This window comes from Pseudoalteromonas sp. HL-AS2, assembly GCF_031198805.1.
In the GTDB taxonomy this organism is placed as follows: domain Bacteria; phylum Pseudomonadota; class Gammaproteobacteria; order Enterobacterales; family Alteromonadaceae; genus Pseudoalteromonas; species Pseudoalteromonas nigrifaciens.
In genome coordinates, this window is record NZ_CP133571.1 from 2,537,557 (window position 1) to 2,560,690 (window position 23,134).

At 41.0% G+C, this 23,134-nt stretch carries 24 protein-coding genes and 1 tRNA gene; 8 read left to right on the forward strand and 17 right to left on the reverse strand.

Translation table 11 applies throughout. The features are described from left to right. The first annotated feature begins 18 nt into the window (after window positions 1-18). The 3 genes from pepA to RB215_RS11805 all read left to right on the forward strand — a co-directional run bounded on the left by pepA (window position 19) and on the right by RB215_RS11805 (window position 5,044). Complete coding sequence (gene pepA / locus RB215_RS11795) at window positions 19-1,530, forward strand: leucyl aminopeptidase (RefSeq protein ID WP_011329073.1); 1,512 nt, start codon at window positions 19-21, stop codon at window positions 1,528-1,530. A gap of 151 nt (window positions 1,531-1,681) precedes the next feature. After that, the gene (locus RB215_RS11800; protein WP_011329074.1) at window positions 1,682-2,128 is read left to right on the forward strand and encodes a DNA polymerase III subunit chi; all 447 of its coding nucleotides are present in this window, start codon (window positions 1,682-1,684) and stop codon (window positions 2,126-2,128) included. Between the two features lie 60 nt (window positions 2,129-2,188). After that, window positions 2,189-5,044 (forward strand): valine--tRNA ligase, encoded by a 2,856-nt coding sequence (locus RB215_RS11805; protein WP_309216458.1) that lies wholly within the window; start codon window positions 2,189-2,191, stop codon window positions 5,042-5,044. Between the two features lie 146 nt (window positions 5,045-5,190). On the opposite strand, the gene RB215_RS11810 is transcribed toward RB215_RS11805, so the two are convergent. Then, window positions 5,191-6,435 (reverse strand): outer membrane protein transport protein, encoded by a 1,245-nt coding sequence (locus tag RB215_RS11810; RefSeq protein WP_011329076.1) that lies wholly within the window; start codon window positions 6,433-6,435, stop codon window positions 5,191-5,193. Between the two features lie 283 nt (window positions 6,436-6,718). Between RB215_RS11810 and RB215_RS11815 the strand changes: the two genes are divergently transcribed. Next, a complete protein-coding gene (locus tag RB215_RS11815) occupies window positions 6,719-7,042 on the forward strand; it encodes a hypothetical protein (RefSeq protein WP_309216459.1) in 324 nt (107 codons plus the stop codon). Here the strand turns inward: RB215_RS11815 and RB215_RS11820 are convergent. The 6 genes from RB215_RS11820 to RB215_RS11845 form a co-directional block, all read right to left on the reverse strand. Next, on the reverse strand, window positions 7,002-8,216 hold the full coding sequence (locus RB215_RS11820) for an HD-GYP domain-containing protein (RefSeq protein ID WP_011329078.1): 1,215 nt from the start codon (window positions 8,214-8,216) through the stop codon (window positions 7,002-7,004). The two genes, RB215_RS11815 and RB215_RS11820, sit on opposite strands and share 41 nt — an antisense overlap. Window positions 8,217-8,319: 103 nt before the next feature. Continuing rightward, window positions 8,320-8,541 carry a Rho-binding antiterminator gene (locus RB215_RS11825; RefSeq protein WP_041454550.1) on the reverse strand — a complete coding sequence of 74 codons (222 nt, stop codon included), beginning with the start codon at window positions 8,539-8,541 and terminating at the stop codon, window positions 8,320-8,322. Between the two features lie 59 nt (window positions 8,542-8,600). Then, window positions 8,601-8,675, reverse strand: a tRNA-Arg gene (locus RB215_RS11830). A 210-nt stretch (window positions 8,676-8,885) separates the two neighbouring features. Beyond that, window positions 8,886-9,692: a phosphotransferase gene (locus tag RB215_RS11835; RefSeq protein ID WP_309216462.1), complete on the reverse strand. Its 807-nt coding sequence runs from the start codon at window positions 9,690-9,692 to the stop codon at window positions 8,886-8,888. A 7-nt stretch (window positions 9,693-9,699) separates the two neighbouring features. Next, window positions 9,700-10,323 (reverse strand): nicotinamide riboside transporter PnuC, encoded by a 624-nt coding sequence (pnuC, locus tag RB215_RS11840; protein ID WP_041454551.1) that lies wholly within the window; start codon window positions 10,321-10,323, stop codon window positions 9,700-9,702. Between the two features lie 41 nt (window positions 10,324-10,364). Further along, window positions 10,365-10,616 (reverse strand): hypothetical protein, encoded by a 252-nt coding sequence (locus RB215_RS11845; protein ID WP_011329082.1) that lies wholly within the window; start codon window positions 10,614-10,616, stop codon window positions 10,365-10,367. Window positions 10,617-10,711: 95 nt separating this feature from the next. On the opposite strand from RB215_RS11845, the gene RB215_RS11850 reads away from it, so the two are divergent. Further along, window positions 10,712-10,951 carry a DUF2960 domain-containing protein gene (locus RB215_RS11850; RefSeq protein WP_011329083.1) on the forward strand — a complete coding sequence of 80 codons (240 nt, stop codon included), beginning with the start codon at window positions 10,712-10,714 and terminating at the stop codon, window positions 10,949-10,951. Window positions 10,952-10,964: 13 nt separating this feature from the next. Here the strand turns inward: RB215_RS11850 and alr are convergent, their stop codons facing one another. The 9 genes from alr to rpsF all read right to left on the reverse strand — a co-directional run bounded on the left by alr (window position 10,965) and on the right by rpsF (window position 17,168). Continuing rightward, window positions 10,965-12,044, reverse strand: coding sequence for an alanine racemase (gene alr / locus RB215_RS11855; RefSeq protein WP_086997797.1), 1,080 nt, complete (start codon window positions 12,042-12,044; stop codon window positions 10,965-10,967). Continuing rightward, the gene (dnaB, locus tag RB215_RS11860) at window positions 12,044-13,423 is read right to left on the reverse strand and encodes a replicative DNA helicase (RefSeq protein WP_041454554.1); all 1,380 of its coding nucleotides are present in this window, start codon (window positions 13,421-13,423) and stop codon (window positions 12,044-12,046) included. Before dnaB ends, alr begins: the two co-directional genes overlap by 1 nt. A 114-nt stretch (window positions 13,424-13,537) precedes the next feature. Then, window positions 13,538-14,476, reverse strand: a complete 939-nt coding sequence (locus RB215_RS11865) for a DUF4097 family beta strand repeat-containing protein (RefSeq protein WP_309216466.1) — start codon at window positions 14,474-14,476, stop codon at window positions 13,538-13,540. Between the two features lie 9 nt (window positions 14,477-14,485). Continuing rightward, window positions 14,486-14,971, reverse strand: a complete 486-nt coding sequence (locus RB215_RS11870; RefSeq protein ID WP_080516819.1) for a hypothetical protein — start codon at window positions 14,969-14,971, stop codon at window positions 14,486-14,488. Then, complete coding sequence (locus RB215_RS11875; RefSeq protein ID WP_309216468.1) at window positions 14,958-15,506, reverse strand: sigma-70 family RNA polymerase sigma factor; 549 nt, start codon at window positions 15,504-15,506, stop codon at window positions 14,958-14,960. Before RB215_RS11875 ends, RB215_RS11870 begins: the two co-directional genes overlap by 14 nt. Before the next feature lie 229 nt (window positions 15,507-15,735). Beyond that, the gene (gene rplI / locus RB215_RS11880; RefSeq protein WP_011329089.1) at window positions 15,736-16,188 is read right to left on the reverse strand and encodes a 50S ribosomal protein L9; all 453 of its coding nucleotides are present in this window, start codon (window positions 16,186-16,188) and stop codon (window positions 15,736-15,738) included. 36 nt (window positions 16,189-16,224) lie between these two features. Then, complete coding sequence (gene rpsR / locus RB215_RS11885; protein WP_002962753.1) at window positions 16,225-16,452, reverse strand: 30S ribosomal protein S18; 228 nt, start codon at window positions 16,450-16,452, stop codon at window positions 16,225-16,227. A 12-nt stretch (window positions 16,453-16,464) separates the two neighbouring features. After that, window positions 16,465-16,782, reverse strand: a complete 318-nt coding sequence (gene priB, locus RB215_RS11890; protein ID WP_041454555.1) for a primosomal replication protein N — start codon at window positions 16,780-16,782, stop codon at window positions 16,465-16,467. A 44-nt stretch (window positions 16,783-16,826) separates the two neighbouring features. After that, window positions 16,827-17,168, reverse strand: coding sequence for a 30S ribosomal protein S6 (gene rpsF, locus RB215_RS11895; RefSeq protein WP_011329092.1), 342 nt, complete (start codon window positions 17,166-17,168; stop codon window positions 16,827-16,829). Window positions 17,169-17,531: 363 nt separating this feature from the next. Between rpsF and RB215_RS11900 the strand changes: the two genes are divergently transcribed. Then, window positions 17,532-19,415, forward strand: coding sequence for a propionyl-CoA synthetase (locus RB215_RS11900; protein ID WP_309216470.1), 1,884 nt, complete (start codon window positions 17,532-17,534; stop codon window positions 19,413-19,415). 117 nt (window positions 19,416-19,532) lie between these two features. Next, a complete protein-coding gene (locus RB215_RS11905; RefSeq protein ID WP_309216472.1) occupies window positions 19,533-20,804 on the forward strand; it encodes a mechanosensitive ion channel domain-containing protein in 1,272 nt (423 codons plus the stop codon). 84 nt (window positions 20,805-20,888) lie between these two features. Here the strand turns inward: RB215_RS11905 and RB215_RS11910 are convergent, their stop codons facing one another. Beyond that, a complete protein-coding gene (locus RB215_RS11910) occupies window positions 20,889-21,803 on the reverse strand; it encodes a LysR family transcriptional regulator (protein ID WP_309216473.1) in 915 nt (304 codons plus the stop codon). Window positions 21,804-21,921: 118 nt separating this feature from the next. On the opposite strand from RB215_RS11910, the gene RB215_RS11915 reads away from it, so the two are divergent. Further along, window positions 21,922-23,064, forward strand: coding sequence for an alkene reductase (locus RB215_RS11915; protein WP_197181769.1), 1,143 nt, complete (start codon window positions 21,922-21,924; stop codon window positions 23,062-23,064). The last annotated feature ends 70 nt before the right edge of the window (window positions 23,065-23,134 follow it).

The following is a 23,134-nucleotide window of genomic DNA, read 5'->3' on the forward strand; positions in this document are numbered from 1 at the left end:
TCAAAATCAGGAGTGACAATGGAATTTAACGTAAAAAGTGGTAGCCCAGAAAAACAACGTAGCGCATGTATTGTAGTTGGTGTATACGAGCCTCGTCGGTTATCCCCCATTGGTGAACAACTCGATAAAATCAGTGATGGTTATATCTCAAATTTACTTCGCCGAGGTGACCTAGAAGGAAAGCCGGGCCAAGTTTTATTATTGCATCATGTACCAAACATCTTAAGCGAGCGCATATTGCTTGTAGGGTGTGGTAAAGAGCGCGAGCTTGACGATAAGCAATATAAACAAATTATTTCTAAAACAATTAATACCTTAAACGACACCGGCTCTATGGAAGCGGTATGCTTTTTAACAGAGCAACACGTTAAAGGTCGCGATACCTACTGGAAAGTGCGCCAAGCAGTAGAAACCACCCAAGATTGTTTATACACCTTTAATCAACTAAAAAGTAAAACAGTAGACCCACGTCGTCCACTGCGTAAAATGGTGTTTAATGTTCCAACGCGTCGCGAGCTAACTATAGGCGAAAGCGCTATTGAGCATGGTTTAGCTATTGCTGCCGGTAGTAAGCTGTGTAAAGACGTAGCAAATATGCCACCTAATATTTGTAACCCTGCGTATTTAGGCGAGCAAGCACAACAGCTAGCAACTAATTTTGACAACATTACTGTTGATCTAATCGGCGAAGAGCAAATGGCTGAGCTAGGTATGAACTCTTACTTAGCTGTTGGTCGCGGCAGTGTGAACGAATCGGTTATGTCGGTAATTAACTACAAAGGCGGCGCAGATGATCAAGCTCCTATCGTATTAGTTGGTAAAGGCTTAACCTTCGATTCGGGCGGTATTTCATTAAAACCTGGCGAAGGCATGGACGAAATGAAATACGACATGGGCGGTGCTGCAGGTGTTATTGGTGCAATGCGTGCACTGGCACAAATGCAGTTACCTATTAACGTGATTGGTATTTTAGCCGGCTGCGAAAATATGCCGGGGCCAAATGCATATCGCCCAGGTGACATTTTAACCACTATGTCGGGACAAACCGTTGAAGTATTAAATACTGATGCCGAAGGGCGCTTAGTATTATGTGATGCACTAACCTATGTAGAGCGTTTTGAGCCAGAAACCGTTATTGATGTAGCCACATTAACAGGTGCTTGTATTGTAGCACTAGGCGCACATGCAACCGGTTTACTCTCTAACCATAATCCGCTTGCGCATGAGTTGTTAAAAGCATCGGAGCAAAGTGGCGACCGTGCATGGCAACTACCGCTATGGGACGACTATCAAGATCAACTAGAGAGCCCATTTGCCGACTTTACTAACTTAGGGGGCCGTGCAGCTGGTACTATTACCGCAGCGTGTTTTTTATCTAAGTTTACTAAAAAGTACAACTGGGCACATTTAGATATTGCAGGCACGGCATGGCGCAGTGGCGCTAAAAAAGGCGCAACAGGCCGCCCCGTTCCTATGCTTACTCAATATTTATTAAACAGAGCCGGCGTAAACGAAGCCGCTCAAGATTAAGCATACCGCTTAGCTACTTATTAAGGCGCCGTTTGGCGCCTTATTTATTTGGGTATTAATTGAAGCAAAACCCGTTATATGGCAAAATCAGCCTCTTAATTTATGTGTATTAACTAGCTACACATTCAATGTCATGGGAAACCCCGATACAATGAACATGAACGCCCAATTTTTCGTTCTAAAGCAACAAGATGAGTCGCTGGCTAAGCCTGATGATCATTTGGCTTTGGCGGCTCAAATTGCCGCTGATCAGTATCGGCTTGGCCAACGTGTATTTATTTGTGTAGATAACGAAAATACCGCCTTTGCCATTGATGAAACACTTTGGGCATTTGATCCCGACAGTTTTGTACCTCATAACCTACAAGGTGAAGGCCCAAAAGGCGGCGCACCGGTAGAAATTGGTACTACGCCCCCTGTTGGCAATCGTAAAGTTTTAATTAACTTGGCTAATAACTTACCGGATTTTATTCGCCGCTTTAACCAAGTTTTTGATTTTGTACCCGTAGAAGCCGTTGCTAAACAAGCAGCTCGTGAGCGTTTTAAAAAGCTACGCCAACTCGGTGCTAACATCACCACGCAAGATATTAATAACTAAAAACACTTTTAGTAAAATAGCTAACCAACTAATTTAAGTACTTATTTAAGGTTCTGTGTAATGGATAAAACCTACAATCCGCAAGATATTGAACAGTCTCTATACCAAGGCTGGGAAGAAAAAGGCTACTTTAAACCATCTGGCCAAGGCGTCCCGTATTCAATTATGATCCCGCCGCCAAATGTCACTGGTAGCTTACACATGGGCCACGCTTTCCAAGACACCATAATGGATACCTTAACGCGCTTTAAGCGTATGCAAGGTAACAACACATTATGGCAAGTAGGTACTGACCACGCAGGTATTGCAACGCAAATGTTGGTTGAGCGTAAGCTGCATGCTGAGGAAGGCAAAACACGCCACGATTTAGGTCGCGAAGATTTTATTAATAAAATCTGGGAATGGAAAAAAGAATCTGGCGGCACAATCACTAAACAACTTCGTCGCCTTGGCGCATCGGTTGATTGGGATCGTGAACGTTTTACCATGGACGATGGCCTATCTGAAGCCGTTAAAGAAGTGTTTGTACGCCTGCATAAAGAAAACCTAATTTACCGTGGCAAACGCCTAGTAAACTGGGATCCTAAATTACACACTGCTATTTCTGATCTTGAAGTTGAAAACAAAGACAAGCAAGGCCACATGTGGAACTTACGTTACCCACTAGCCGACGGTGTTAAAACTCAAGATGGTAAAGACTACATAGTGGTAGCAACAACTCGCCCAGAAACTATGTTGGGCGACTCGGGCGTTGCAGTAAACCCTGATGACGAACGCTACTTAGATTTAATTGGTAAAGAGATTTTATTACCCATTGTTAATCGCCGTATTAAAATTGTAGCCGATGAACATGCCGATAAAGATAAAGGTACGGGCTGTGTAAAAATAACCCCAGCGCACGACTTTAACGATAACGAAGTAGGCAAGCGTCACAAAATGCCGATGATCAACATTTTCGATAAAGACGCCGCTATTCTTACTCAAGGCGAAACCTACAGCTTTGATGGCAAAGAACTTGAGTTTGATGCACCAATTCCTGAGCGCCTACACGGGCTTGACCGTTTTGCTGCGCGTAAAGCGATTGTAGCTGAATTTGAAGAACTAGGCTTACTTGAAAAAATTGAAGATCATGGTTTAACCGTTCCTTACGGCGACCGCTCGGGTGTGGTAATTGAGCCACTGCTTACCGACCAATGGTATGTACGTGTTGCACCTCTTGCAGAGCCGGCTAAAGAAGCGGTTAAAAACGGCGACATTCAATTTGTACCTAAACAATACGAAAACATGTACTTTTCGTGGATGAACGACGTACAAGATTGGTGTATTTCACGCCAGCTTTGGTGGGGCCACCGCATTCCAGCTTGGTACGACAGCGAAGGCAACGTATTTGTTGGTCGCGATGAAGCTGAAGTACGCCGCGAAAATAACATTGCAGACAGCGTAACACTAAGCCAAGACGAAGACGTACTTGATACCTGGTTCTCATCAGCGCTTTGGACGTTCTCAACTCAAGGTTGGCCTGCAAACACTGATGATTTAAAAACCTTCCACCCGTCTGACGTGCTGGTAACTGGTTTTGATATTATTTTCTTCTGGGTTGCGCGTATGATCATGATGACGCTGCACTTTATAAAAGACGAAAATGGTAAACCACAAGTGCCGTTTAAAACCGTGTATGTAACTGGTTTAATACGTGACGACAACGGCGATAAAATGTCTAAGTCAAAAGGTAACGTACTTGACCCACTGGACATGATTGACGGCATTGAACTTGAAGAGTTAGTACAAAAGCGTACTGGTAACATGATGCAGCCAAAATTAGCGGCTAAAATCGAAAAAGATACCCGCAAAGTATTCGCTGGCGGCATTGAAGCACACGGCACCGATGCCCTTCGCTTTACGCTTGCAGCAATGGCTTCTACCGGTCGCGATATTAACTGGGATATGAACCGCCTTGAAGGCTACCGTAACTTCTGTAACAAACTATGGAACGCGAGTCGTTACGTATTAATGAACACAGAAGAGCAAGACTGTGGTTTTGCAACCGATGCACAAAAAGAGTTGTCGTTAGCCGATCGCTGGATTTTAGGTCAATTTGAGTCAACTGTTAAAAGTTATACTGAGCATTTAGATAATTACCGCTTTGACTTAGCTGCTAACACCCTGTACGAGTTTACTTGGCACCAATTTTGCGATTGGTACTTAGAACTAACTAAACCGGTATTATTTAAAGGCAGTGAAGCACAGCAACGCGGTACACGTAATACACTAATTACCGTACTTGAAAGCTTGTTGCGTTTAATGCACCCAATGATGCCATACATCACCGAAACTATTTGGCAACGTGTAGCACCACTTGCAGGCCTTGAAACAGAGAACACCAGTATTATGGTACAAGCATTCCCTGTTTATAATGCAGCTAGCGTTGATGCCAAAGCAATGGACGATTTAGAGTGGGTTAAACAATTCATTTTAGCAATTCGTAACATTCGTGGTGAAATGGACATTAGCCCAAGCAAGCCGCTTAGCGTATTACTTGCAAATGCTTCGAGCGACGACGTGCGCCGCATTGAGGAGAACAACTCATTTTTAGCATCACTTGCAAAAATTGAAGAGTTCACCATGCTCGAAAATAAAGATGATGCGCCTGCGTGTGCAGCGTCTTATGTTGGTAATCTTGAAATTATGATCCCAATGGCGGGTTTAATTGACGTAGAAGCCGAGCTTTCACGTATTAATAAACAACTCGAAAAAGCCGAAAAAGGCCTAGCACAAGTGCAAAATAAACTCGCTAACGAAAAGTTTGTTAACAACGCACCAGAAGCTGTACTTGCTAAAGAAAATGCCAAACTAGCTGAGTTTAGCGATGCTAAAACTAAGCTACTTGAGCAAAAAGCAAAAATAGAAAGCTTATAATTTAGTTTCCGGGCATTAGCCCGGAACATTTATATAGGCATTAAAAAGCCGCGCTATGTAATTTCATAGCGCGGCTTTTTTTGACTCTAGGCTCTAGGCTCTAGGCTCTAGGCTCTAGGCTCTAGGCTCTAGGCTCTAGGCAAGCATTAAAACTTATAGTTGTACTGAGCACCAACTAGCAATGCATGACCTTTTGATTCAAAAGACCATTCTTGCTGTGAATTATCTTTTTCAGTGAAGTTTTGTGTTTTACCACGTAGTACACTCACACCTAAATCAAAGTCTGAATGTTGATCAATTGCGTAGTTACCACCAAACGAGAACCAAAAGCGGTCTGTATCTGGGATAGAAATCGACATATGGTTTTTATCCGCTGGTGACTCATCAAACGCAACACCGGCACGTAATAATAGGTTTTCACTGTACTGGTAATCAGAACCTATTGCGTAGCGCATAGAATCTGAGAAATTTTCTTCTTTCTCAAATCCTGTAAACTCACCTGCTGGTCCGTTTACTTTTGCTTCTAACTTGTCAAAGCTGCTCCAACCTGTCCACATTACACTGTAGTGTAAACCAAGCTTTTCATCTAACTGATGAGAACCAGAAAATTCAGCAATAGCTGGTAGTGTAATTTCAACAGAACCTGGCATTTCAGGTAATAATTTAGCTGCGCTTGAGAAAGTCCCCTCAAAAGTAATATCGGTTTCGCTGCGGTAGTTAAAACCAAAGCGGCTGTTTTCATCAAGTTGATACATTAAGCCTAAATTTAAACCTAAACCAGTATCGTCACCTTCTAAGTGAACCGCATCAGTTGAAGCTGGAATATTAGGGTTCGCACCCACTTTTCGAATTATCGTTGCATCTGCATAAATATAGTTTAAGCCAATACCAAAACTAAATTGCTCTGTTACTTTATAAGCAACGCTGGCATTGAAGTTAACTGTTACAATTTCTGTTTCACCAGCTATTTGGCCTGCAGCATAGTCACCATTAAATTCTGTGGCTAAGCCAAAGTTAGAAAATGCACCAAAGCCAACTGACACTTTATCGTTAACTGGCATGGTAAAGTAACCCGCAGGTACAATTGCATTAGGAGCGATGCTGTCATTATTTAGCACGCTTGGATCTAAACCGTTATTTGTATCAGTGCCTTTTAAGCTTACATCTGGAAGTACAGCAATACCCGCCACTGATATTTGTTTTTCTTTAAATAGTGACATTAATGCTGGGTTACGAGCTACTACAGACGCATCGTCTGCGATTGAAGCTTCACCTGCATAGGCGCGACCGAGTCCTGAGGCATTTTGCTCAGATAACTGAAATGCTGCAGCAAAACTATCTGCTGAAACAAGTACCAGCGACGCTGCGATTAGAGTTTTAGTAAATTTCATTGTTGTTTCCTTAACCAAACTTATTGTTTGGGTAGCTATGTGTGTTGTTATTAGGATTTCAAACCTGATCACACTACATTAATTTTTTATAAAAAACTCTACAAACACGTCAAAAAACAGTAAAAAACACGTTTTTTAACGACCATTTAACAACTTATTAAAACTCATCGGACTAGAAGTGTGCTATTAGAGCACAAGCTCTAATTGTAATTGATTCTCATTTGAATTGACTTGAAATGCGCTGCAATCTACACTCTCTATAAAACGATGATGAGAGAAAACGGTGAGCATTTTACTTATTTTGACTGGGCTTATTTTTTGTGGCGCAAGTGTATTTTGTTTTTATAAAGCAAACTATTGTGCGTGTACTCGTGCTGGGCAATGTGACAATCCAGTTAATCACTTTTGGTTGGGGGCTATTACTTGTGCATTAATCTCGCTAACATTTTGCTGTTTAGCGCTGCATGTAGAGCTTGGTACTTTATTGTGGTTAATATTAATGGCAAGTTGCTTTTTAGGTGCGTTTATTTCGGCTAAACAAAGCCAAAAACGCAAATGTACTAACGCTATAAAAGTAAGTGCTCTTTTAATAAACGAGACAAGTTAATCTGATAATCAAGGGGCTTAACACTGGCAATAATTTTAAGCTCTTGGCTCAGGTCGCTCAAATCAATATCTTTTGGCGTAACATGGTGGCCATGCTTCGCATTATAAAATAGTTTAACTTTAGGTTTAATGGGATTAAGGTTATTGCCCTCAAGTACCAGTGCTAAACGTTCATTGGTCAGCTTTACAATAGTACCTACCGGATGCACACCCAAACATTTAATAAAGTGTTGTACTAATTCAGCGTCAAACAGTTGTTTGTTAGCGAGCAAATAACGCAGTGCGTTTATTGGCTCGTCACCGACTTGGTGAGGCCTATCTGCTGTTATCGCGTCATACACATCTACAATAGCCATTATACGTGCAGGGCGACTTAATTTCTCTGCATTAAGGCCTCGCGGATAACCCGAACCATCTAATCGCTCATGATGATTCACTATCATATCAAGCATTAACGGTGTGATCCCTTTTTCGCCTTTAACTAAACCTAAACTTTGTACAACATGTTTTTTTATTGCTGCAAACTCATTATTAGTGACTTTAGTCTGCTTTGATAATATACCCTGCGGCACCTTTGCCTGTCCTAAATCATGCAGCAATGCCCCCATTGCAAGCTGCTGCACAGTAGGCTCTTCATAGCCTAAGTATTTAGCAAATACTGCTGCAAAAATGGCGCAGTTGATCATATGACGCCAATTATAGCTGTGTTTGTCTTTAAGGCGGGTAAGAATGGTCATTGCATTGGGGTTTCTAAATACCGATGCCACTATTTCACCGGCAATTTCATCCAACACATTTATATTAAGCGCAAGCCCTGCTGTTAAGTCACCGTATAAAGCCTGTATTTTGCGATTATGCTGCTCATAGCTTACGCTCGCTTTTGCAAACTCTTGCTCTACCGATATAGCGAGAGCAGCTTTAGCTGGCTTTTCTTGGCTGCTAGCTACTTTAGCTTTATTTTTCGGTTTGTATTTGGCGGGTATCTCAACATCACTTTTAGTAAAATCAATGAGTAGCTCTAGCACCCCTTCTGTTACTAAACGCTTAATTATTGACTTATCACGCACTAGTCCACTGGTTTTGATTTTTATACTACTAATGCTTTCATGCTGCTTGGTAACATTGTCAACAAACATGCCAGGGACAAGCTCAGATATAGGTAAAGTGATAAGCATAAGTGTGGGAGGTTCTACAATTATAAGGCGTGTCTCTTAAATAGCACTTTTTAACCTTAAATGTCTACTTTTAAAGTTTTTACTAGTAATAAATAGCTACAAACTAAGCGAGTGAAATCGTTTTAATTTTATCTAGCCGTATTTTTATTATTTTGTTTGTTGGCTCTTGCAGCACCAAAAACTCGCCTTCGCCTTTAATATTTTCTAAGGTTTTAGCAACACCCACTAAGGTTTGGGTATCTAATGTGATAGCCACTTTATTTGCACGCATGCAATAAAGCTCAAGCTGATCGTAGTCGCCACATTTAATTGGTAGATAAGTCATAATGAATATTTTTTAAAGGATAATACTAAAAGTTAGCAAGTGTATTAGAGGAATGCAAATGGCGCTCTCGGTAGGGATCGAACCTACAACTCAGCCTCCGGAGGGCCACGTGATATCCATTTCACCACGAGAGCACATTTGTTGCCGCCACATCAACTCGCGATATCAATGCTTTGGCATGCGTAATGATAAAGACATCTAAAGGTAAATGCTAGCGTCATTCGTTCATATGCTTATTATTTAAACGCTTTTAAATAAAAGACTTAGTGGTAGCTGGTAAATCAGCTATTTGTTGCTAAAAACCAAGTGGGTCACTAGCTAAAATTAGCCACTAAAGAGATAAGTTAATGTTGCAGCGCTATTAATGCGTCTAATTGCGCGCACAGAGGCATCACTTTTTCATTTATTGAGCGATCGCTATACCAGCAAACACACAGTACTAAAAACACTACTTGATAATACTCTAGCTTATTAATAGAGCAGTAAAAGCGTTGCGAAAGCGGTAACTGCTGTTGATAGGTTTTAAGTAACCGTTGCTTACCTTCCCTGTCTAGTTCAAAACTTACAGCTATTGCGGCTAAATCAAAGTAAACGTCGTTGGTTTTGGCGTACTCAAAATCGATTAAAAACATGCCTTGCGGGTTCTCTATGATGTTTTCTTTTACTAAGTCATTATGACAAAAGCCTTCATCACGTGGTAGCTTTTCTATTTCTGCTACCGCCACACCTACAGTTTGGCTATATTGTTGATATAACGCTGTATGTTGATAAAAATCCAGCTCTTGCTTTATATTCATCGCCTCGCTAACCACATTATGACAATGTAAGCCAACCAACTTTTTAATTAGCTCAGGGGTATAATTGCTTTGGGCTGTGTCGCCTTCTATGTATTCAAAAATAGCGAGCCTGTTAGCTTTGTCTAACCAAAGTGGTTTAGGGCACAATTGCAGCTGTGCAAATCGAGCTTGTGCAGCTAAGCCTAATGTAGGCCAGTGATCGCGGTAACTTTTTAATAAATAAGCATACTGTTGATTATTTAGCGCAGCGCGCACTAAAAAGTTGTCATTGCTTAAACCACTATGTAATCGCTCACTACTAAGTAGTGTTAATTGTGCATTAAACCCGTTGATAATATCGCTAATTGACTGCATGAATGTCTTATAACTGCGCTATAGGTTTAGCTTGTTTTTGCTCGTACTCTTCGTACCAAGTTTTAAACCCCCACGCAGCCACTATGGTGTAAAAAATAAAGAGCGCGAGCGTTGGGTAGTAGCCTTTTTCGTAATATAAATACATAGACGCGGCATCTATTACAATCCAATACAGCCAATTTTCGAGTACTTTTTTTGCCACTAAATAAGTAGTAACTACCGCAAAACAGGTTGTAAAGCTATCAAGGTAAGCAAAGTCTGCATGGGTGTAATTTTTCATAAAGTAACCAATGGCAAGAGCAACTATGCTGGTCACTATTATCAATATTATATGACGATTCATTGACCATGAGGTAATACTTAAACTATCGTTGTTAGTTTTGCCTTTACGCCATACTAGCCAACCAAACACCGCCATATACATATAATAAAAATGCAGTAACGACTCCATTAATAACGCGCCATTCCAATACATAATAGTATAAATAAGGGTGCTAAAAAATGCGGCTGGCCAACACCATAAACTCTCTTTTATTGCTAATAATAAATAAGCCATAGACAGCCCCACTGCAATATACTCCCAATGCGACATTGCTGTAAAACCGCTTAAGGTTTGTGTTAAAAAATCCATATTGTGTGGTTCCGTGTTACTACTAATATGCATATTAGCCGTTATTGTGGAGACAAATCGCCAGATAGAAATTTACAGACAAAAATAGCTTTACCAAACTCTTCATACGAGCGTTTAATTTCGGTACTTAACACTTGCATTACTAAATCGTAATCACCAAAAATTTGCGTTGATAAGGTATTAGTAATTACTTTTAAATTATCGTACTCGTTTAAGCGATCTATAAAGCCTTTTATAAACGGGATATAGTCTTGATGAAGTGGGTACTTGCTGATCTCTACTGTTAATTTCATTTTTATCTCTTTATTATTTCATTTTAAAAAAATCATTCAATGGTGATTCAATACAGTGTAAAATCACCCTAATTCGCAATCGAAATGAGCTTAATATGGCACGCAGAATAACCTATACATTTAAAAACCAACCGCGCGAAATTAATTTCGCTAAAGATAAATACCACGACATGTATCAGGCAATTGCCGCCGCTGAAGGTATCGATCTTACTAATTATTTATCTATGGTACAGCAAATCGAAATGACTTCGAAAGGCTCAGCGTCGGTGCGTAATTTTCGCGATCAAGAGTTTGCCCGTATGGGCTTTAGCGATATTTACTTTATAAAAGAGTAATAGTACCAGCAGTTTAACGCTGATACTGATAGCTTACCCTTGGTGTAATATTACACAATAACTCGTAAGGTATAGTATCGGCGCACTGGGCTATTTCTTCTACTGGTAGCTCAGGCCCCCACATAGTTACCTCGTCACCTACTTTAATATTATGTGTATTATTGCCTATATCTAAGGTGATCATATCCATAGCTACGCTACCTACAATACCATAACGCTGCTTATTTATTATTACCGGAGTGCCCGCCCTCGCATGGCGCGGATAACCATCACCATACCCCATAGCAACAACCGCTAACTGGGTCGGCTTATCACTTTGCCAACGCCCGCTGTAACCCACCGCTTCATGGGCAGCTACATTACGCACTGCAATTACTTTTGTGGTTAAGCGCATAACCGGCTCTAATTGATACGTTTTACCTGTGGTATTTGCCATAGGCGATACACCATAAAGCATTAACCCTGGGCGTACCCAATCACCGTGGCCACTTGGCCAAGCTAAAATACCGGCAGAATTTGATAAACAATGTGCCTGCTCAACGTTTTCTGCCAAGCGATTAAACAATGCTATTTGTTGCATTGTTTTACTGCTATCAACATCATCCGCGCACGAAAAATGGGTCATTAAATTAACCGTATTATTCGCATTGGCTGTTTTTTGTAAGCGATTATAAAACTCATCAAATTGATCTGGTGCAATACCTAATCGATGCATGCCGGTATTTATTTTTAACCAGCAGTTTATAGGAGCCTCAAGCTGCGCATTTTCCAGTGCCGCTAATTGGTTTTCGTCATGAATAATGGTTTGAAAATTATTAGCTAATAAAATGGGTAAATCGGCTTCATCAAAAAAGCCTTCTAACAATACAATTGGCTTAGTTAAACCGCCAGCACGCAGTGCCAGCGCTTCATCTATACGTGCCACAGCAAATGCATCGGCATCGTTTAAGTGCTGCGCTATGGTTACTAAGCCATGCCCGTAGGCATTGGCTTTTAGCACTGCCATTACTTTGCTATTAGGCGCAAAGCTCTTAACTTGCGCAAGATTATGCGCAAGTGCTGTTAAGTTAATTTCGGCTATCGCTAGGCGCATTAATAATCGTCATCTACTGCTGGCCCCGCATAATTATCAAAGCGAGAAAATTGACCTTGGAAGGTTAAACGTACTTTACCAATAGGACCGTTACGTTGCTTACCTATGATTATTTCGGCAATACCTTTATCGGTACTGTCTTCGTTGTACACTTCATCACGATAAATAAACATGATTAAATCGGCATCTTGCTCAATAGAGCCCGACTCACGTAAATCTGAGTTAATTGGACGTTTATCGGCACGTTGCTCAAGCGTACGGTTAAGCTGCGAAAGCGCAACAACCGGACATTTTAGCTCTTTTGCTAATGCTTTAAGTGAACGTGAAATTTCGGCAATTTCAAGCGTTCGGTTATCAGCAAGGCTAGGTACTCGCATTAATTGCAAGTAATCGACCATGATCATACTAATACCACCATGATCGCGGGCAATACGTCGTGCACGAGAGCGTACATCAGTAGGTGTTAAGCCCGAGGCATCATCAACGTACATTTTGCCTTTTTCCATCAACAAACCCATGGTTGATGAAAGTCGTGCCCAATCGTCATCATCTAACTGACCAGTACGCACTTTAGTTTGGTTAATACGCCCAAGAGACGCCAACATCCTCATCATAATTTGTTCTGAAGGCATTTCTAATGAGTAAATTAATACCGGCTTGTCTTGGGTCATTGCAGCATGTTCTGCAAGGTTCATCGCAAAAGTGGTTTTCCCCATAGATGGACGTGCCGCAACTATAATTAAGTCAGATGGTTGCAAACCTGTGGTCATTTTATCAAGGTCGGCATAGCCGGTACTCACACCTGTTACACCGTCTTGCGGTGATTGATAAAGCTCTTCTATTTTATCAACTGTTTTTTCAAGTATGCTATGAATGCTTTGCGGGCCTTCATTATTTTTTGTGCGTTGCTCAGCAATTTTAAATACTTTGCTCTCAGCAAAGTCGAGCAAATCGTGGCTGGTGCGCCCTTCGGTATTAAAACCTGCTTCGGCAATTTCATTTGCTACACCAATCATTTCACGTACCACAGCACGTTCGCGCACAATACTTGCGTAAGCGTCAATATTAGCAGCACTTGGGGTGTTTTTGGCTATTTCAGCTAAATAAGCAAAACCACCAATTCCTGCTAATTTATTATTTTTTTCTAGGCTCTCTGAAATAGTAATTAAATCGATCGGATCGCCAATTTCAGCAAGCGTTGTCATCGCTTCAAAAATAAGCTTATGCGTGCGGGTATAAAAATCCTGTGATACAACAAGCTCTGCTACGCGGTCAAATGCTTGGTTATCAAGCATTAAGCCACCTAAAACAGATTGTTCTGCTTCTATTGAATGGGGAGGAACTTTAAGGGTATCGACTTGCTTATCTCGTTTGGCCATGACTTCACAGTACTAAAATACAATGGTGCCTATTCTATCTACTTGCAGGGGCTGTGCAAATAGAAAAGCAGGAAATCTTTTCCTGCTTTTTGTAATCATAGCCAGTAGCGAATGTTATTTAGTATGTAGTTCGAGTCGCCCGCTAATTGTATTCATTTCAACGTTAGCATTACCGCCATTAATACTAAATTTTAAACTACTGGCTGGGCCATATTTAGCTTTACTGACTTTATCGCTAGTCACTTTATTAATTATTTTGCCATTCGCATGCGCTTCAACTTCAAACTTAGCCGATACATCTGCCGCAAAGTAAAATTCACCATCGCCACTTACCGATTCAAAACGAACATCTGCGCCCTTTAACAGCTCTTTAATATGCACTTCGGCCTCACCATTAACGGTATTAATTCGTAAGTTTTTAATGCTCGACAAAGTAAAATCTATATCACCATTTACGTTTTCAAGGCGAACATCGCTTGCCGTTGAATCTGATTTAATATCACCATTTACGGCGCTAAAGCGCAGCTTCCCGCTTGAGTTTTTATCGTTAATTTCGCCATTTACGGTTTCAAATGCAATATTACCACTTAAGTTCTGCGCCTTTACATCGCCATTAACACTGGTAAGTTTAATATTACCCGCTAAATTACTTGCGCTTATCTCACCATTAACCACATCTATTTCTGCACTGTTTTGTAGCTCTTTTGCACTGACAGATACATTCACACCAGCAAACTCAAGCGCACTACTTCTGGGCATAAATATAGTTAACTTTGAACCATCACCACTGTTACCCCAATCCGTATTACGTGGCATGTTTACAATAAACTGGGTTTTATCACCACTGGTTTTAAGCTCATAGCCATCTGCTTTGTCATCAAGTTCGCCCGACACTTTAAATTCGTTTTTATCCCAGCCCGTTATGTTTATATCACCACGTTGGTTTTCAATATAAATAGTGCCGCCATTGGCTACCTCTATTTGCTTATCTATTTTTTCACCCGCTAATACCGCCAGTGGAAATAAGCTCAACCCTAGTAAAATCGCTTTCATGTTATGCTCCTAAATATGCTGCCAACGAGGTGCGTGCACCTTATTAATCAAATCAAGTTGTTGTTGATATATTTGCGCTAACATAGTTAATAGCGCTTGGTTTTGTGGTTCGTTTTCAAGAACCTGCTTTATGGCTAACTCTGCTTCTTCGAGTTCTTGCAATTGCACTTGCCAATTGCTGGTAAGTGCGTCTTGATTTTTATACGCAACTAACAAACTGTTTTTTTGCGCTAAAAAGTAATCACTTATCGCCACGGCAGGCTTTGGCTCAGGCGTTATAAAAACGATGTTTACTGCAATTAAAACCGCAACACTGCATGCGGCTACTGCCGTTAACTTTGGCCAAATAGTAGTGTGTTTTTGTGTAGGGCGTTCAGCATTAATAATCGCTCGCTCAATCCCTGGCCATAAATTTTTGCGTGGCGTTATGTCTTTATCAAGTGTATTGAGTGACTCGTTTAAGTAGTCATCAAAATTTTCTTTACTCATTTTCATACCACTCTTGTAATAACAGCCTAGCACGATGATATTGCGACTTACTTGAGCCAACAGCCATACCTAGTTGCTCGGCTATTTCCTCGTGTCTGTAGCCTTCAATGGCAAACAGCACAAATACCATACGTGCTCGCTCTGGAAGCCTTACTATTAATTTATCTAGGCCATTTAAACCTTTACAGTCGTTAACTGATTGCTCATCCATACCGCTGTGCTCAATACTCACCACTTTTTGCAGCCAATTTTTTTGTTTGCGTAAGTAATTAATAGCAACATTACTCGCTACGCTGTAAAGCCAAGTAGAGAACTGCGAGCGCCCATCAAACTGCGCTACTTTGTGCCACACCTGTACAAACACTTCTTGGGCCGCATCCTCTGCATACGACTGATCAGCTAATAGACGTAAACATATCCCGTATACTCGTTTTATGTGTAGTTCATAAAGTAGTGTGTATGCAGCTTGATCCCCCGACTTAACACGCTTAATGAGTGCTGCTTCGCACAATTGCGACTGTTCGGGTTTAACGTGTAACATCCGTAATGCCGCCTTTAAATTATAATTACTGGGTTAGCATTTAAGTGTATTGATAAGTTAGACGTAATGACAGTTTGAAAAGGTTTAAATGAAATGAAAAAATAATTGCAAAAAGGAAAGATGATTTAGAAGAGGTTTTATTAAGCGTGTCTTTAGATCTACAGCTAGCTAAATTTTAGGCACAAAAAAGCCGCGCTAAATAGCACGGCTTTTTTTGCTTAATTAAAAATTAAGCTTCAGCAATAACGATTACTTTAATAGTAGCCGTTACTTCTGAATGTACTGCGATTGATACGTCAAATTCGCCAGTCTCACGGATAGTACCTAGAGGTAGACGAACTTCAGACTTAGCAACTTCAACACCAACAGCTGAGATAGCGTCAGCGATGTCACGAGTACCGATTGAACCAAATAATTTACCTTCGTCACCAGCTTTAGATACTAATGTAACTTCTGCTAATGCTTCAAGTTTGTCAGCGCGTGCTTGTGCAGCAACTAACTGATCAGCGATTTTCGCTTCAAGTTCTGCGCGACGAGCATCAAATGTTTCAATGTTTGCTTTAGTTGCAGGAACTGCCTTACCTTGCGGGAAAAGGAAGTTACGTGCGAAGCCAGATTTAACAACAACCTGGTCACCTAGGCCACCTAGGTTAGCGATCTTATCTAGTAGAATAACTTGCATGTTTCTACACCTTTTAAAAACGTGTTAATCCGCTGCTTACTTATGTAAGTCAGTGTATGGAAGAAGGGCTAAGTAGCGAGCACGCTTAATAGCAGTTGCTAGCTGGCGCTGATATTTAGCGCTAGTACCTGTGATACGGCTAGGTACGATTTTGCCACTTTCTGTAACATAGTTTCTAAGAGTAGCTAGATCTTTGTAATCGATTTGTTGTACGCCTTCCGCTTTAAAGCGGCAAAACTTACGACGTCTGAAATAACGTGCCATGAGATTAATTCCTCAAATAATTCTTTCGATATGCTGAGCATGCAAAACCAATTGGCTAAGGCCGTTACGACCTTCGTGGCGATTTAAAAAACCACTCACTTGCAATGCCTGCCCAACGTGCAAATGTTGAGTCTGTTGTTGCATTTGCTTTCCACTGGCAACCACTTGAAGCCGAACGTAACTATTACGGTTAAGATCTGCTTCTGTTTGCATTGATTTATGTTCAATAACAAAAATACAATGCGGTATACCAGCAGGACTTTGGCTTAACTTGGGAGTTTTACAAACTACCCCAGATAAAACCAGTTGATTCATAAAAGGGCTAACCATTTATATTCATCACCAGTTAAACGCCATGCTAGGACTCAAAACAATTAAGCAGCTGGTGCTTCTTTCTTCTCTTCTCTTACAAGAGGAGACGCTTCAGTTACCGCGTTTTTAGTACGCATAACTAAGTTACGAAGCACTGCATCGTTGTAGCGGAAAGTAGTTTCTAGCTCGCTGATTACTTCAGTTGGTGCTTCAACGTTCATAAGAACATAATGAGCTTTATGAAGCTTGTTGATTGGGTAAGCCAGTTGACGACGGCCCCAGTCTTCAAGACGGTGGATAACACCACCAGCTTCAGTGATAGAACCAGTATAGCGTTCGATCATACCAGTTACTTGCTCACTCTGATCAGGGTGAACCATGAATACGATTTCGTAATGACGCATGGATATTCCTTACGGTTAATAGAGCCTTCTACCGTTTCGGCCGGTCGGTTTAAGGCAAGGAATTAATAGTTTAAAAGCCGAAATGAGCGCGCATTTTACGCTTAGTTTGATAATTAAGCAAGCCAGTTTTCTATCGAAAATAAAGAAAAAGCCGTACAAATAGAGTTTAATTGACGTTTTTTATAAAAACATAACAATTTCAATTAGCTTGCTATGTATTAAGTCGTAATTAGGCCTTGCAAAACAAACTAAAAAACAACCACCTTGCTCAGCTTTTAGCCGACCAAGGTCTAATATAATAATTAAGCAAAAACGCTTAGTTTTTAATGTCTCTCACACTCTTTTTTAGTTTTAGGATCATTTATGTCAGGTCAATATAAACAGCACTATAACGCCTTCAAACAAAACCCAGCTGAATTTTGGTTAGCACAAAGTAAGTGTATTCCTTGGTATAAAACACCCCAAAATGCCTATACACAAGACAGCGATGACTTATACCATTGGTTTGATGATGGCCAGCTTAATACTAGCTACTTAGCACTTGACCAACATGTTGAAGCCGGCTTTGGCGAGCAAACTGCGCTTATTTACGACTCTCCTGTTACCAATACTAAACAAACTTATAATTATTCACAGCTACAACAAGAAGTGGCTAAGTTTGCCGGTGTAATGCAATCGCTAGGTGTGCAAAAAGGCGACCGTGTGGTTATTTACATGCCCATGATCCCACAAGCAGTGATTGGCATGCTAGCTTGTGCTCGTTTAGGTGCAGTGCACTCTGTGGTTTTTGGTGGCTTTGCAGCTCATGAGTTAGCGGTGCGTATTGATGATGCTAAACCTAAATTAGTATTAAGTGCTTCTTGTGGTGTAGAAGTAAGTAATATTATTCAATACAAACCCTTATTAGATGACGCCATTAAGCGCGCCACACATAAAGTTGATCACTGCGTAATTTATCAACGCGAACAAGCAACCGCAACACTCAATAGTGGCCAAGATATTGATTGGGCAAAGGCTATGCAAACAGCACAAGCTGTTGACCCTGTACCTGTAAGTAGTAGTGATCCGCTATATATTTTATATACCTCAGGCACCACAGGATTACCTAAAGGTGTAGTACGTGAAAATGGCGGCCATGCTGTTGCCCTTAATTACAGCATGAAAAACGTATATGGTATGGAGCCTGGCGAAGTTTTTTGGGCTGCGTCTGATATTGGCTGGGTGGTGGGTCACTCATACATAGTATATGCGCCGTTAATGTATCGTTGTGCAACTGTACTTTACGAAGGCAAACCAGTGCGCACCCCAGATGCCAGTGCATTTTGGCGAGTAGTAGAGGAGCATAAAGTAACAGCCTTGTTTAGCGCGCCTACTGCATTTAGAGCAATTAAAAAAGAAGACCCTGAAGCTGAGGGTTTTAAAAAATATGATACATCTAGCTTAAAACGGTTATTTTTAGCCGGTGAGCGCCTTGATGCCGCTACTTACGGTTGGTTAAAAGAAAAAACCGGCCTACCTGTGCTCGATCATTGGTGGCAAACAGAAACCGGCTGGGCTATTGCTTGCAACCCTATTGGCATTGAACACTTAGAAACCAAAGCAGGTAGTTCAACCGTTCCTACACCGGGCTTTGACGTACGTATTTTAAATATGGAAGGCGAAGAATGTGCCCCTAACGAAAGTGGCGCAGTAGTAATAAAACTGCCCTTACCGCCGGGTTGCTTGTCTACAATTTGGCAAAATACCGAGCGCTATAAACAAGGTTACCTGAGCGAATATGAAGGCTATTACTTGTCGGGAGACGGTGGCTACATAGACGAAGACGGCTACTTATTTATTATGGGTCGTACCGATGATGTAATTAACGTTGCTGGCCACAGGCTATCTACCGGCGAAATGGAAGAAATTGTTGCCGCCCACCCTGCGGTTGCAGAATGTGCTGTATTTGGTGTAAACGATGCGCTTAAAGGGCAAAACCCAATGGCGATGATAGTACTGAAAGACGGTTTTACCGGCTCTCACCAAGAAGTACAACAACAGCTTGTGCAATCTGTACGTAACCAAATTGGTGCTATCGCGTGTTTAAAAAATATTATGTGTGTTGAGCGCTTACCTAAAACACGCTCAGGGAAAATTTTACGCAAAAACTTACGCCAGCTTATTGATGGCGAAGAACTGCAAATTCCATCGACTATTGACGACCCCAGTATTTTTGCCGAGTTAAGTGAACAACTTGCTGAAAAATAAAACGAACTGTTTATAGTTAAAGTCTATCGGCACCGAGTGAAGATAGACTTTAACTACGCCTTCTGCTTAAATAACCTTGGAATAAATAAATAACTTTATGATGTAAACGGAGATTAAATGACAGATATAAGAGCTGAACTACGTGAGTATTTACTGGGGTGGTTTGGCCAATATTTACCCGCCAACCCTCTTTTATGGTACGACATTTTAGTACTTTGCTGGCTCGCCATTTTTGCCATAATTTTACATTTAATTATCAGAAACTCAGCTAAGCACTTTCTTAAAGGTCGCTTTAGCGAAAGAATTGTTCAGCCTGATGCAAAAACTCCCGCCGATTTAGCATTTAAACTTGCAAAACATATCTCTTTTGTAATTCAAGGTGCGGTTGTCGTTATTCAAGCTAGGCTTTGGATCCCCGAAGGGAGTAGCTTTTTACATATTATTGAAATGGTTACCGACCAATGGATCATTCTCTTCTCTTTACTATCACTGTTTTCGTTGCTCGATATTTTTCAGGTTATTTCTGATAGGCGCGCAGTCAGAGCCCACTTCCCGATACGAGGGTTATTACAAACCATTAAGTTAATTGCCAGTGTATTAACCGGTATTTTAGCTGTGTCGTTATTAATGAATAAATCACCATTAATTTTATTAAGTGGTTTAGGTGCGTTATCAGCCGTTATGCTGTTGGTGTTTAAGGATGCTATTTTAGGTTTAGTGGCAGGTATTCAGCTCTCTGCTAATAATATGTTAGCGGTAGGTGATTGGCTAGAAATGCCCAAGTATGGCGCTGATGGCGATGTAATTGACATTGCACTTACCACGGTAAAGGTAAGAAACTGGGATAAAACCATCACTACAATACCTACGTATGCGCTTATTTCTGATTCATTCAAAAACTGGCGCGGCATGTCGGAATCGGGCGGTCGTAGAATAAAACGTAGTATTCATTTAGAAATGAACAGTGTGCGCTTTTTAAATGAACAAGAGCTCACTGAGCTTAGAAAAGCAAATTTACTAACCAAATATATAGATACCACAATATTATCTATTAGCGCCGAAAACGCTAGCAAAGATATGAGTTGCCTACTTAATGGCCGCCGCTTAACTAACGTCGGTACCTTTAGGCATTATTTAATAGAACTGTTAAAACAACACCCTAAAATCCATCAAAATATGACCCTAATGGTAAGGCAATTAGAGCCAACTAATAAAGGCTTACCTATCGAGATTTACACCTTTACCAACACCACAGTGTGGGCAGAGTACGAAGGTATTCAAGCTGATATTTTTGACCATATACTGGCTATTTTACCGGTGTTTTACCTTAAAGCACATGAGTCGCCAACAGGTAACGATGTGCGATCTTTGTCGATAGGTAAGCTCTAAAATTACGGCTTACGTTATCGTTAGCTCCTATATTAGCGAGTAACACTATAAAACGAGTGTTGCTCGCTAAAATTTATTCACACTTCAAATTACTTTTAATTGCTCCAGTATCCAGCGATGAATTGGGCTTTCACTGGTACGTGGATGCCATGCAGCTATTACTTTAAAAGGCGGCAATGCTTCCACGGTTAGCTCTTGTACTTTATTGTTTGGTAGTAATCGCGCCGGGTAAAACGCGATCATATCGGTTGTATGAAGAATGTTTGGTACTGCCGAAAAGCTAGGTACCGACATAACAATATTGCGTTTAAGGCCCTTTGCTGCAAACCACTGATCGTGAGAGCCACGTAAATTGGCACGCGAAGGTGATACCACTAGCTGCGGATAAGCTGCAATTTGTGCCAGTGTTAACGGCTCATTTGTTAGCTTGTTGCCACAACCTGTAACGCATAAATGCTGCTCTTCAAGCAAAGTAACATAAGCTAAGTTATCTGGAATAAATTCAGGAAAACTAATCAGTAAATCAAGCTCGCCCGCCGTAATTAGCTGGTTAACATTATCTGAGGCAAAGTCGCGCACTATTAGTTTTAATCCGGGGGCTTCTCGCCTAGTTATATTAAAAAGCTGCGGTAACAAGGCTTGAGTTGCGTAGTCTGTCGCGCTAATAGTAAATACACCTTTGTATGTTTGCGGTGTAAATACATCGGGCTCTAACAGCATTTCAAGTTGCTTTAAAATATGGCTAATAGGTTGCTGCATAGATAACGCTTTAGGCGTTGGCACCATACTATTTCCTTGGCGAATAAACAAACGATCGTCAAATAAATCACGTAGTTTACGCAGTTGCTCGCTAATTGCTTGCTGGGTTAAGCCCATTTTACGTGCAACCTGCGACAAGCTTTTTAAATCAAGCAAGGCATTTAGTACCCTGAGCTGTTTAATATCGAGCCGGTTAATACCATTCATAATTGTATCTAAAACAATAAAGTGTTGTTTCAAATTGTACCCTTAAAGCTCTACGCTTACCAACATTGCTTAAACAGCTAAGCATCAACATACTTTACCTTGTTAATTACGAGGTAATAAGCCACTAAGTTTGCTTTAAGAGAGAGTTTTAATGAATCAATCTATTTCTGATACCAGCTCGTTATTTTCATCTGTAGAACTTGGCCCTTATACACTTAAAAACCGTATAGTAATGCCACCACTTACACGTTCTCGTAGCACCCAACCAGGTAATATTCCTAACGACTTAATGGCAACCTATTATGCGCAGCGTGCCAGCGCTGGTTTTATGGTTACTGAAGGCACGCAAATAGAGCCAAGAGGTCAAGGCTATGCATGGACTCCAGGTATACATTCTGCGGCGCAAATTGAAGGTTGGAAAAAAGTAACTCAAGCAGTGCATGCTAAAGGGGGCATTATATTTGCTCAACTGTGGCATGTTGGCCGTGTATCGCACACCAGTTTGCAACCTAATGAAGCCAAGCCAATAGCTCCTTCAGCAATTACAGCTGACAACGTTAAGGTGTTTATTGAAACCGGCCCAGGCCAAGGTGCTTTAAGTGAACCAAGTACACCGCGCGCTTTAAGTACTGATGAAGTGAGCGAGTTAGTTAATATGTATGCGCAAGCAGCAAAAAATGCATTAGAAGCCGGCTTTGACGGCGTTGAACTACATTGTGCTAACGGTTATTTAGTTAATCAATTTATTTCAGAGCACACTAATGTGCGTGACGATCAATACGGCGGATCACTTACTAATCGTCTGCGTTTTTTAAAAGAAATTGTTGCTGCTGTGAGCGCGGTTGTAGGCGCTGATCGCTTAGGCGTTCGCTTTGCACCACTTTTTAGCAGCACAGATGAAACCCGCGTTTATTTGGGTTTGGTCGAGTCTGATCCACAAAATACCTACATAGAAGCGATTAAGGTACTTGAACAAGCAGGTATTGCTTACTTATCGATTGCTGAAGCCGATTGGGATAACGCACCTGATTTACCTGAGCAGTTTTATAAAGCAGCTAGAGCGCAGTTCTCTGGTCGAATTATATATGCAGGAAAATACACGGTAGATAAAGCACTGCGTATTTTAAATAATGGCTACGGTGACTTGTTTGCTTTTGGTCGGCCTTTTATTGCGAACCCCGATTTACCTGAGCGTATTAAACAACAATGGCCTTTAAATGAAGCTGATGCAGCCACTATGTATGGCGGCACAGAGGTTGGTTATAGTGATTATCCATACTATAAAAACATTTAATTTAAGCAGGCCATGGAAGGCCTAATACTCAATATAAAAATCGACATCCTTAATGCAATATCAATAGTTT

Excerpts from the sequence above, each read along its gene's own strand:
- pnuC (WP_041454551.1), bottom strand. The coding sequence starts at position 10,323 with ATGGATTTTTTAACACAAACCTTAAGCGGTTTTACAGCAATGTCGCAT.
- RB215_RS11825 (WP_041454550.1), bottom strand. The coding sequence starts at position 8,541 with ATGACTTATCTACCAATTAAATGTGGCGACTACGATCAGCTTGAGCTT.
- RB215_RS11845 (WP_011329082.1), bottom strand. The coding sequence starts at position 10,616 with ATGAAATTAACAGTAGAGATCAGCAAGTACCCACTTCATCAAGACTAT.
- RB215_RS11850 (WP_011329083.1), top strand. The coding sequence starts at position 10,712 with ATGGCACGCAGAATAACCTATACATTTAAAAACCAACCGCGCGAAATT.
- RB215_RS11800 (WP_011329074.1), top strand. The coding sequence starts at position 1,682 with ATGAACATGAACGCCCAATTTTTCGTTCTAAAGCAACAAGATGAGTCG.
- RB215_RS11835 (WP_309216462.1), bottom strand. The coding sequence starts at position 9,692 with ATGCAGTCAATTAGCGATATTATCAACGGGTTTAATGCACAATTAACA.
- RB215_RS11900 (WP_309216470.1), top strand. The coding sequence starts at position 17,532 with ATGTCAGGTCAATATAAACAGCACTATAACGCCTTCAAACAAAACCCA.
- alr (WP_086997797.1), bottom strand. The coding sequence starts at position 12,044 with ATGCGCCTAGCGATAGCCGAAATTAACTTAACAGCACTTGCGCATAAT.
- RB215_RS11870 (WP_080516819.1), bottom strand. The coding sequence starts at position 14,971 with ATGAAAATGAGTAAAGAAAATTTTGATGACTACTTAAACGAGTCACTC.
- RB215_RS11820 (WP_011329078.1), bottom strand. The coding sequence starts at position 8,216 with ATGCTTATCACTTTACCTATATCTGAGCTTGTCCCTGGCATGTTTGTT.
- RB215_RS11905 (WP_309216472.1), top strand. The coding sequence starts at position 19,533 with ATGACAGATATAAGAGCTGAACTACGTGAGTATTTACTGGGGTGGTTT.
- rplI (WP_011329089.1), bottom strand. The coding sequence starts at position 16,188 with ATGCAAGTTATTCTACTAGATAAGATCGCTAACCTAGGTGGCCTAGGT.
- rpsF (WP_011329092.1), bottom strand. The coding sequence starts at position 17,168 with ATGCGTCATTACGAAATCGTATTCATGGTTCACCCTGATCAGAGTGAG.
- rpsR (WP_002962753.1), bottom strand. The coding sequence starts at position 16,452 with ATGGCACGTTATTTCAGACGTCGTAAGTTTTGCCGCTTTAAAGCGGAA.
- dnaB (WP_041454554.1), bottom strand. The coding sequence starts at position 13,423 with ATGGCCAAACGAGATAAGCAAGTCGATACCCTTAAAGTTCCTCCCCAT.
- RB215_RS11810 (WP_011329076.1), bottom strand. The coding sequence starts at position 6,435 with ATGAAATTTACTAAAACTCTAATCGCAGCGTCGCTGGTACTTGTTTCA.
- pepA (WP_011329073.1), top strand. The coding sequence starts at position 19 with ATGGAATTTAACGTAAAAAGTGGTAGCCCAGAAAAACAACGTAGCGCA.
- RB215_RS11915 (WP_197181769.1), top strand. The coding sequence starts at position 21,922 with ATGAATCAATCTATTTCTGATACCAGCTCGTTATTTTCATCTGTAGAA.
- RB215_RS11875 (WP_309216468.1), bottom strand. The coding sequence starts at position 15,506 with ATGTTACACGTTAAACCCGAACAGTCGCAATTGTGCGAAGCAGCACTC.
- RB215_RS11805 (WP_309216458.1), top strand. The coding sequence starts at position 2,189 with ATGGATAAAACCTACAATCCGCAAGATATTGAACAGTCTCTATACCAA.
- RB215_RS11865 (WP_309216466.1), bottom strand. The coding sequence starts at position 14,476 with ATGAAAGCGATTTTACTAGGGTTGAGCTTATTTCCACTGGCGGTATTA.
- priB (WP_041454555.1), bottom strand. The coding sequence starts at position 16,782 with ATGGTTAGCCCTTTTATGAATCAACTGGTTTTATCTGGGGTAGTTTGT.